The organism is Sinorhizobium sp. 7-81 (genome assembly GCF_030124405.1).
In the GTDB taxonomy this organism is placed as follows: Bacteria; Pseudomonadota; Alphaproteobacteria; order Rhizobiales; family Rhizobiaceae; genus Sinorhizobium; species Sinorhizobium psoraleae.
On record NZ_JASKLT010000025.1, the window covers coordinates 34077 to 43170 of the forward strand.

The following is a 9094-nucleotide window of genomic DNA, read 5'->3' on the forward strand; positions in this document are numbered from 1 at the left end:
CGGGGCCGGCGCCGACAACATGCGCGGCCTCGGCGGCAACGACACCTACGTCGTCGACAATGCCAGTGACATCGTCAACGAGAGCCTGACCGGCTCCTCTGGCACCGACACGGTGCAGTCCCTGATCAGTTTCAGCCTGGCCAACACCGCGCGCGTGCTGGGGGCGGTCGAAAATCTGACGCTGCTCGGTAGCGGAAACATCAGCGGCACCGGAAACACCGGAGCCAATGTCCTGACGGGCAACGCGGGCGCCAACGTGCTGAACGGCGGCGCCGGCGCCGACAACATGCGCGGCCTCGGCGGCAACGACACCTACGTCGTCGACAATGCCGGCGACATCGTCAACGAGAGCCTGACCGGCTCAGCTGGCGTCGACACGGTGCAGTCCCTGATCAGTTTCAGCCTGGCCAACACCGCGCGTGTGCTGGGGGCGGTCGAAAATCTGACGCTGCTCGGTAGCGGAAACATCAACGGCACCGGAAGCACCGGAAACAATGTCCTGACGGGCAATGCGGGCGCCAACGTGCTGAATGGCGGGGCCGGTAATGATCTTGTGAACGGCGGCGCGGGCAAGGACACGCTGTCCGGCGGTATCGGCAACGACACGTTCTTCTTTAACACAGCTCTCAACGCCACCACCAATATCGATCGGATCACCGATTTCTCTGTGCCAGCCGATACGATCCGGCTTGAGAACGCAGTATTCACCGTGCTCGGAACCGTCGGAACGTTGGCAGCGGCAGCATTCCATCTTGGTTCGGCCGCACATGATGCCGACGACCGGATCGTCTACAATCCGTCGACCGGCGGACTAGTTTACGATTCCAACGGCAACGCCGCCGGAGGCGCCGTACAATTCGCAACGCTCTCGACCGGACTGTCACTGACGCATGCGGATTTCCTGGTGGCCTAAGCTGGGCGACAAAAACCGCTGTCACATCCTGCTCCATGTAGGCCCAACGATCCGTTGGGCCTAATTCGCCCGTGGGGAGTGGCGCACCAATGCCGTAGTGTTCGTCGAAGTGAGCAGAGCGCATAGCGCTCACCGTATAAGATCATACCAGAAACCGGATCAGAGCAGTCGTCAGGCGCTCGCTCAGCGATCGTCATTCGCCTCCCCAAATCTCATGGTCCTCACCCGATAGGATGAATTCCAGTTCCGGGAAATTTGCGTATATTGCAAGCTAATGGTGTGCGTCGAATAGCGTCCGCATCATCCGAGGGGCCGGCCTTGCTCGGCGTGATGGCGCTAAGAACAGTGCTGAAACTGCCATCCGCGTTGCGGACGGCAATAACCTGCTGATGGGACCACAGACCGACAGCTATCGGAGGCGAGGATATGACGGGAAGATTTGCAGTTCGTCTCGACCGGTTGCTGCGAATACGGTGGGTCATTACTTTGATCAGCACCTTGGTCGCGGTTTTGTCCATCAGCACAGCGACGGCGGCGCAGCCGAGATGGCGAACGCTTCCAGATACTCCAGAGCTTCCGTCAGCGTCCCTAGAGGGATCAGTGGCGATAAATGGTGCTAAGATCTGGTACGCCACCTTCGGCTCAGGCGAGCCCGTAATCATGTTGCACGGAGGCCTCGCCAACTCCGATTATTGGGGTCATCAGGTCCCGGAACTCGCCAAATCCTATAAAGTCGTTGTCATGGACAGCCGTGGCCACGGACGCAGCACCCGGGCCGAGCAGGATTTCAGCTACGACGGAATGTCATCCGACGTCGTTGCGCTGATGGACCATTTGAACGTGTCGAAGGCTGCCATAATAGGCTGGAGCGATGGCGCGATAATTGGGCTCAAGCTTGCGATACGCAACCCAGATCGGGTCAGCGGCGTGTTCGCCTTCGGGGCGAACAGCGATCCATCTGGGATGCACGATCTCTCTGACAGCAAGATTTTTGAGCAGTACCTTCAACGCACGCGCGAAGAATACGAGAGACTGTCTCCGACACCGGGCGAGTATGACGCCTTTTACCGTCAGATGGAGAAGATGTGGTCCTCGCAGCCAGATATCGCCAAGCGAGATCTTCGCAGCATTCAAGTTCCAGTCTGGATTGCAGATGGCGACCACGAAGAAGTCATCAGGCGCAAGGACACGCTTTTCATTGCTGACAATATTCCGAACTCCGGCCTGCTAATTCAGCCTGAAGTCAGTCACTTTTCCCAATTGCAGGACCCGCACCAGTTCACTGAGGATGTTCTTTGTTTCCTGCGAACGAAAGGGATCGGCAAGCAGGTGAATTCGAGTGTCTCCCAAGGATGCCGTTCCGATTGATACATTTTGCGATCTATTAGCCCAGAACGAGAACACCCTCGCAACAAGCCGTGCGCGGGGCTCGCGAAGAACGGCTCCCGCCGACCCCATTGCGGACGCTCGCCGACCCCGTCCAGAACTTCCGGCGCTGGGGCAAAAGTGCAAATACGGAACGCCAAAAAAGATGGTCCTGGGGCAGGCCAAATCCAATCAACGGAGAGGCGGCAAAGCTTCAGCTCGTAAATTTCGGCAATCCCACAGCGAGCGCCTTGGACGATGCGGGCCTTTAGTGGCAGGTGAACTGTCTCCGGCCAACAGCGCGTGACTTATCATTTCCAACCACGGTCCCTTTCTGCATCCGCCGCTCGAAGTCACTTGGTCGGCGAGATGGATCTGATCGTCTCAAGGAACGCGATCAGCGCCCGGCGGGCGCCGCGCGGCTTCCATACCATTGCGAGATTCCAGGTGAGGTCGTCCGGCATGCCCTCCAGCGGCACCTGAGCGGGCCTCTTGGCACCTTCAGCATCCGGCTCCAGCCTTCTAACGTTTCTCACAAGGCGTAACGCTCAACCGGCTTCTCAAACCTTTCAGACGGTATTCGCGGCCTATGCTTGCCGCCGTCTGACTCTGCGCTGTGTCAGAGTGTCCGGCCCGGACGATCTCTTCCGGAAAGCCACCACCACACCGGGAGTTCTATGTGATGCCCTTAGTAAACTGAGTGGGGACAATGTGCCGCTGGAAGAGCACGAAAAGGATAAGGACGGGCACGACCGAGAGGAACGCACCCGCCAGAACGAGTCCCCAATCGCCCTGCGCACCCCCGAACGAACGACGTAGGCTGAGAAGCCCGACTTGGACCGTCAGCGCTTCGGGTGGGCTGGTGATAAGGACAAGGGGCCAAAAGAAGTCGTTCCAAGCGCCTTGAAAGGCGAGAATCGCGTTGACCAACAAAGCCGGCTTGGCGTTTGGCAGAACGATCTTCCAAAACACCTGAAAACGGTTGGCGCCGTCGACGATGGCAGCTTCCTCTATCTCTCTTGGGAACCCCTCGAAAAATTGCTTCATTAACAGGACGTTGGCCGAGGCGACGAAAACGACGATTACGCTCCAGGGGGTGTTTAGGAGCGACAGGTCCCTGAAAATCAGATAGTTCGAGACGAAGGTCACTTGCGCCGGAATCGTCATTGAGAAGATCAGTGCTGCGAACAGCAGCCGGCTGCCCCTGAACTTGAGCCGCGCAAGCGCATATCCCGCAAGGCTGGCGACGACGAGCGTCAGGAGCAGGCGCCCTGTGGCGATGGCAAGACTATTGACCAGCCAGCTCCCGAACAGGCTCTTCCCTGTCTGCAGGTCAGCCGTCTCGTTTATAACCCGTCGGTAGTTGTTGAAGATCAACCCGAGAGCGCCAGGTGTGATGTTGTCCCAACTCAGCAAACGTCCGCGACGTTCGGATCGCGACGGCGAAATCGGACTGTCTACAAGCGTTTGAGAGGGCGGAGCGGTCAGATTGAGGGGTGTGCGTTCGATCCGGGGCCTGTTCTGGCGATCGGGGCGGTAGGTAATCTCGTAGACGAATGTTCGCGTCTGCGAGGTTTGCCGAATTTCCCGCGCGTCACGAACCTGCATCGTTGCCGAACTGGAACTTCTCAGCGCAATCGACGCGTAGTCCGCGGCATAATCCCGCATGAGCGCAGCGGCGATGCCTGAGCCCGGGCGGCGACGGGGAATCTCGGCCCTCGGCTCGACGATCGGTGTATCGGCGGGCGCTGCGTAAGTGACACTGAAGGTAATTTTTGCGCCAGGAGAGAACCCTCCCCACAAAACGTCACCCGCGCCCTCCTGCCCCAAACGGGCGGCGGCGATCCATGCGGCCGGGTTGAGCTGGTCGAAATAGAGACGGAACGGTCTCTCCATTGGGTCGACCTTCAGGCTCGCCATAAAGGCAAGAACGAATGTCCCTGCCATGATGGTCGCGACGGCCAGAAAGGTCAGATACAACCACGCGCTTACCGCAAGCTGGCGGCGGCGAAGCGCGCTGGCCGGCAGGCGGCGGCGCGACGGCACGGCCTCGACAGCGGTCGGCCTCGCCATCATTCGGCCCTTTCCTTCACACCGACCGACTTTTGAACGTAGACGACTGCGACTGTGAGGATGCCGAGGACGAGCGACGCAGCACTTGCCATGCCGATCCTCGAAGAGGCGCCTGCCGGAAAGGCGTTCTCATAAACGTAGTAGGCAAGCGTCGCTCGACTTGCGAGGGGCGCCGCATCTCCCAGAATGGCGACCTGATCGAACATCTGTAGAGTACCGATGACGCCCATCGTAACGACGGCAAAGGTCACCGGCCTGAGCGCCGGCACGGTTATGTGGCGAAATCGCTGGAAGGCGTTGGCCCCGTCGATCTCGGCCGCGTCATACAGAGCGCTCGGGATCGACTGGAGCCCTGCCAGGAACAACAGCATCAGCGTCGGTACCGTCGTAAAGACATTCATCAACGCGACGGACCACAGCGTGACCGGCATGAAGAGGAATTGCCGCTGAGTATTTAGCCAGGAAATAAGCAGATCGTTCTCGAAAACAGGCAGCAATCCCGCGAGGGCACAGGCAACGACAAGCGCCAGCGCGCCGAAGGCTGCGACGAGCAGGAAGAAGGGATCGAAGATCGAAACACCTTCATAGCTGCGTCGCGCATTGAGGACGAGTGCGCCCTGCAACGCAGCGAAAACCGCGAAGAACAAAAGGATGTGCCGGCGATAAGCAAGCACGACGCTGACGATCGCGGTCAGGAAGCCATCTCTCTGAAACAGCCAGAGGAAGATAAGCGTCATGGCCGCACTGGACATGATGGATGGCAGGTAAAACACCGTTCGAATGAGTCCCCTCGCCCGGATGGCGTGACTCACGAGAACCGCCAGGGCAAGCGCAAGCACGGTCTGGACCGTCGTGACGATCAGCGAGAAGCCGATTGTGTTGCGCAGGGCGATGAGGAAAAGTTCGTCGGAGACGAGTGCAGCGTAATTGGACAGTCCAACGAAGCTCGGAGCCTTGAACAAGTCGAAATCGGTAAAGCTGTAATAAGCTGTCCGGACGATCGCGTAGACAAAAAACAGCGTCATCGAGATTGTGAAAGGCAATACGAACAGCCAGCCGCTCCTCTCTTCTGAACTACCTCGCGACATGCATGTCCTCCGGCGGGTACCCTGCTTTACTTGGCAAGCATCCGATCAAAGGCGCTTTGTGCCGATGCCAAAGCTGCGTCGGCATCCGCCTCCTCCAGGAAGACAGAATTGAGCGCAGCATTGATCGGCTGCATCCAACTTCCTCCGACGTCTCCGAAGAAATACGGCGAGACGTGATCGTCCGCCAGGCCTTCGAGAACCACTCGGCTTGCCATCTGTTCGGGCTGGCCGCCCCGCAGCCAAGGGTTGTCGGCGAGACTCGTCCGACTCGGAAGCGCCAACCCCTGCTCCAAGACCCATTGCTGGGCCTCCTCGGTGGTCAGGAGCTCGGCGACTTTTGCAGCAGCCTTACTGACCTTCGAGGCCGCATTGACGGTCCAACCGACGGTAAAGACGATATTGCCTCGTTTGCCGCTTTCAGGGTCTTTCGGCATCCGGACAGTGCCGAGATTCATATTCGGAGCACTATCGCGCAGGGCGCTGATGATCCAGGCGCCCTCGATCGCTATGGCAGCCCGCTCGGACGCCAGGCAACCGCCGGTCCAGCTTTGACCTGCATCGGCGGCCATGACGGCAGCCCCGGACTTCACGAGGCCGGTGTAGAAGTCGAAAGCCCGACGAAAACGCTCATCGAGCACGGTTTTTCCCTGGCCATCGAAAGGGGGCCAGCCCGTCGACAATGCAAAGGCGCCGAACCGGGCATATTCCGGCACGACGCAAAGGCCATCGACCTCCGGAAGAGCCTTGTGCACGGCTACCAATTTTTGCTCCAGCGTCGTCCAGGTGTCGTCGTCGCTCGGATAGGCAACCTCCGCATCGTCGAAGATGTCTTTGTTGAAATGTATCGCCAGTGTGTTGAAGTCCTTCGGGATTGCATAAAGCTTCCCATCAAAGGTGAAGGCCTGAAGGAGATTGGCTGCAAAACCAGAAACGTCCTGCGCTACCGGTGCTGCTTGACCGGCGCTGAATATGGAGCGCGCCCAGAAGACATCGACATAAAAAAGGTCCGGAGCGGTGCCCGCCGACAGAGCGTTGAGAATGAATTGCGAAAAGTCGCCATCAACGGGCTCGTACTCTACCGTTATTCCCTCTTTCGTGAGCTTTTCGGCAAGAACGTTCGTCAATAATCCGTTGACAATCGCGACCTCGGACCCGCCCCAACCAGATATCCGCACGGTCTCCTCAGCGAACGCCGGCAAGCCAAGGAGCATGGTCGCTGCGGCGAGCGCTCTCGCAGGACGGGACAGCATATCCGTCTTTCCTCCGATCAGATCCAGAGCGGCGACTACGCGACAAAGGCGTCCCGCTGCTCAGGGGGTAGATAGTTTCGTATGCGAAAACGTCGAGCAGGGCACCACGGCAATGGCAGCCTGCCGGTGTTGATCGAACTGCGATATCCTCGCTTTCTTCACTCCAGCAGGCTTGGCTAGGAGCTGGGCGCCTCTTATTGACTATCGCCCGCTTGCGTCGGGTCAGCTTACAGCTCCACCGCATGCGGGCATGCGGCACGCTTGCGAACGTCGTTCCAGTCGATACATTATGCTATCTTTTCAGCCCAGAACGTGAACATCCTCGCAACAAGCCCTGCACAGGGCTCGTGAAGAACTGAAGAACGGCTCCCTTCGACCCTTCTCCGACGTTCCTTCTCCGCAATCACACGGCAAGTCTTAATTTATTTTCGGTCATTCGCGCGGTGATATGACGTTTCAAACACTGACGCCGAACCGGAGGTCATGACCCCTCTCGGGTCTTCCCCGACAGATATTTGGAGGGGAAGCTCTGATTCCCAAAGCCGACATTTGCCAATGACCCGCACGACATCCCCCTGGCGAGCAGTCGCAGGGCGCACTCGCTAGCCGCGTAGGACTTTCAGCCGGTTGGTTTAACTCGCGAACGGTTGCGATCGGAAACAGAGCCGTGCTCATCGTATCGATCCGACAACCCTGCGAGTAAGGCCGGGGCGAGAAGGTAAAGGATGGTGGCGATCGTCACGACGCCTGTGAACCCGATATGCATCGCAAGCAGTGTGGCGAGGATCGCGCTCAGCACGGACGCACAGCCATTGATCCCCCACGCCCAGGGAATAAACTCGTCCGAGCGTGCACCCACGTGGCCGAGGCCGAGGGGGAACGGCATGCCCATAAAGACGGCGAGCGGCGCTATGAGGAGGAGCGTGATCGCGATCTTCGCGGCATCCGGGAGTGCCAGCAGCCGTTCGAATATCAAGGGCAGCGCGACGAGGTAGCTGGCAGCCAGGAACGCGATCACCACGACGGCGAGCGCAATGCCGCGCACCGGTGATCCGCGTCCGACCGCCGCCATCCACCGTGCGGCTACGGCGCTACCGAAACCGGCAAAGGCAAGGAAACCCGCGAGCACGACAGCGACAGCGTAGAGCGGATGGCCGAGGAACAGCACGAAGCGCTGGACGAAGGCGATCTCGATAAAGAGGAAGGCCAGGCCCAAGGCAAGGAAATAGAGCCCGAAGCGCAGCCGATGTACGGCTCTCCCCGGTGCGCGCCGGCGAAGCCAGAGCGGCAGCAGGATCAGGACGGCGCTGAGGGTCGCGGCCTGGACGAGCGTCGTGACGAGGATCAGGTAGCCCCAGTCGAGCATCGCTGCCCCACCCTGGGTGCGCTGCGTCAGGAGTTCGGGCAGGGCGCGCCAGCGGAAGAAGTCGAAGAAATAGGGCCGATTGTCAGTGGCCGGTGTAATATCGAACTTGTAGCGCTCGGTGAATTCGGCGCGCTCAGGGCCGAGGAGAGCGAGGGCTCCCTGGTAGAGATATTCCTGGTCGAGCTGGTTGTAGCGATTCACGTCGCTCGCGGAGATGCCCGGCGCCCAGGAGATGTCAAAGAAATTCTCGGCCGCGAAGCCGCGGATGGCTGCGACGTCTTCGCCGGTGAACGGCGCCTTGGCGACGAGCAGGGTTGCAGTATTCCAGCTCCGGATCAGCACCAGGTGCCGGCCTGGCTGGGCTACGCCATCCGCTTCAAGCGCAACGGTAGCAGTGGCGAATAGCTTGAGGATGTCGCGCGGCGGCACCCGCAGCCATCGCGTGATCGCGACGACTCCATCTGGTCTCAGCACCGCTAGGTAATCCCGCATTGCCTCCACGGTGTAGGTATAGTTCTCATGCAGGCTCTGCACGCCGGCCGCGGCCGCGCTGAAGGAGTCAAGGAGCGGCATCTGGATCAGGCCGTAACGCTCGCCAGTCGTCGCAGCGAAGGCGCGCGCCTCGGCTAGATGCAGATGCACATTCGGTCGGCTGAAGATGCCGCCGACGATGTCCGCGAAGCGATTCCGAGCCAGGTCGATCATCTGCGGGTTGACCTCTACAGCATCCACGGTATCGGCTCCGGCGCGCAGCGCCAGCAGCACCTGCTCGCCGCCGCCGGCGCCGAGGACTAGCACCCGCGGCCGCTCAAAGATGCGGTACGGGAGCGCCGCCGTTGTCCGGCCGAGATAGGCGACCGTCGCCGGGTCGCCGCCATAGGCGGTGATCGCCGTAATACTGTCGCCATCGGTGAAGACGGCGAGTTGCGCGGGCGGCTCTTGCACGTTGGCGAGGCTGAGGCCCGGCGCGTAGCGGAAAGGCACGGTCGGGCTCTCGACGACCGTCAGCAGTCCGAGCGGGCTCGATCGCTCCTCGACC

The 9094-nt window shown here is 60.1% G+C and carries 7 protein-coding genes; 2 read left to right on the top strand and 5 right to left on the bottom strand.

The annotated features are described in order from the left end of the window. The coding region (locus QN224_RS31595) for a calcium-binding protein (protein ID WP_283979882.1) at window positions 1–913 on the top strand (913 nt) is incomplete at its 5' end. Window positions 914–1339: 426 nt separating this feature from the next. Next, complete coding sequence (locus tag QN224_RS31600; protein WP_283979883.1) at window positions 1340–2281, top strand: alpha/beta hydrolase; 942 nt, start codon at window positions 1340–1342, stop codon at window positions 2279–2281. A gap of 350 nt (window positions 2282–2631) precedes the next feature. Here the strand turns inward: QN224_RS31600 and QN224_RS31605 are convergent, their stop codons facing one another. The 5 genes from QN224_RS31605 to QN224_RS31625 form a co-directional block, all read right to left on the bottom strand. After that, window positions 2632–2814 (bottom strand): hypothetical protein, encoded by a 183-nt coding sequence (locus tag QN224_RS31605; protein ID WP_283979884.1) that lies wholly within the window; start codon window positions 2812–2814, stop codon window positions 2632–2634. A gap of 139 nt (window positions 2815–2953) precedes the next feature. After that, window positions 2954–4351 carry a carbohydrate ABC transporter permease gene (locus tag QN224_RS31610; RefSeq protein WP_283979885.1) on the bottom strand — a complete coding sequence of 466 codons (1398 nt, stop codon included), beginning with the start codon at window positions 4349–4351 and terminating at the stop codon, window positions 2954–2956. Next, the gene (locus QN224_RS31615) at window positions 4351–5439 is read right to left on the bottom strand and encodes a sugar ABC transporter permease (protein ID WP_283979886.1); all 1089 of its coding nucleotides are present in this window, start codon (window positions 5437–5439) and stop codon (window positions 4351–4353) included. The genes QN224_RS31610 and QN224_RS31615 overlap by 1 nt, the downstream gene beginning before the upstream one ends. 26 nt (window positions 5440–5465) lie before the next feature. Continuing rightward, window positions 5466–6689, bottom strand: a complete 1224-nt coding sequence (locus tag QN224_RS31620) for an extracellular solute-binding protein (RefSeq protein ID WP_283979887.1) — start codon at window positions 6687–6689, stop codon at window positions 5466–5468. 619 nt (window positions 6690–7308) lie between these two features. Continuing rightward, window positions 7309–9094: SAM-dependent methyltransferase (locus QN224_RS31625; protein ID WP_283979888.1), on the bottom strand; the 1786-nt coding region annotated here is incomplete at its 5' end.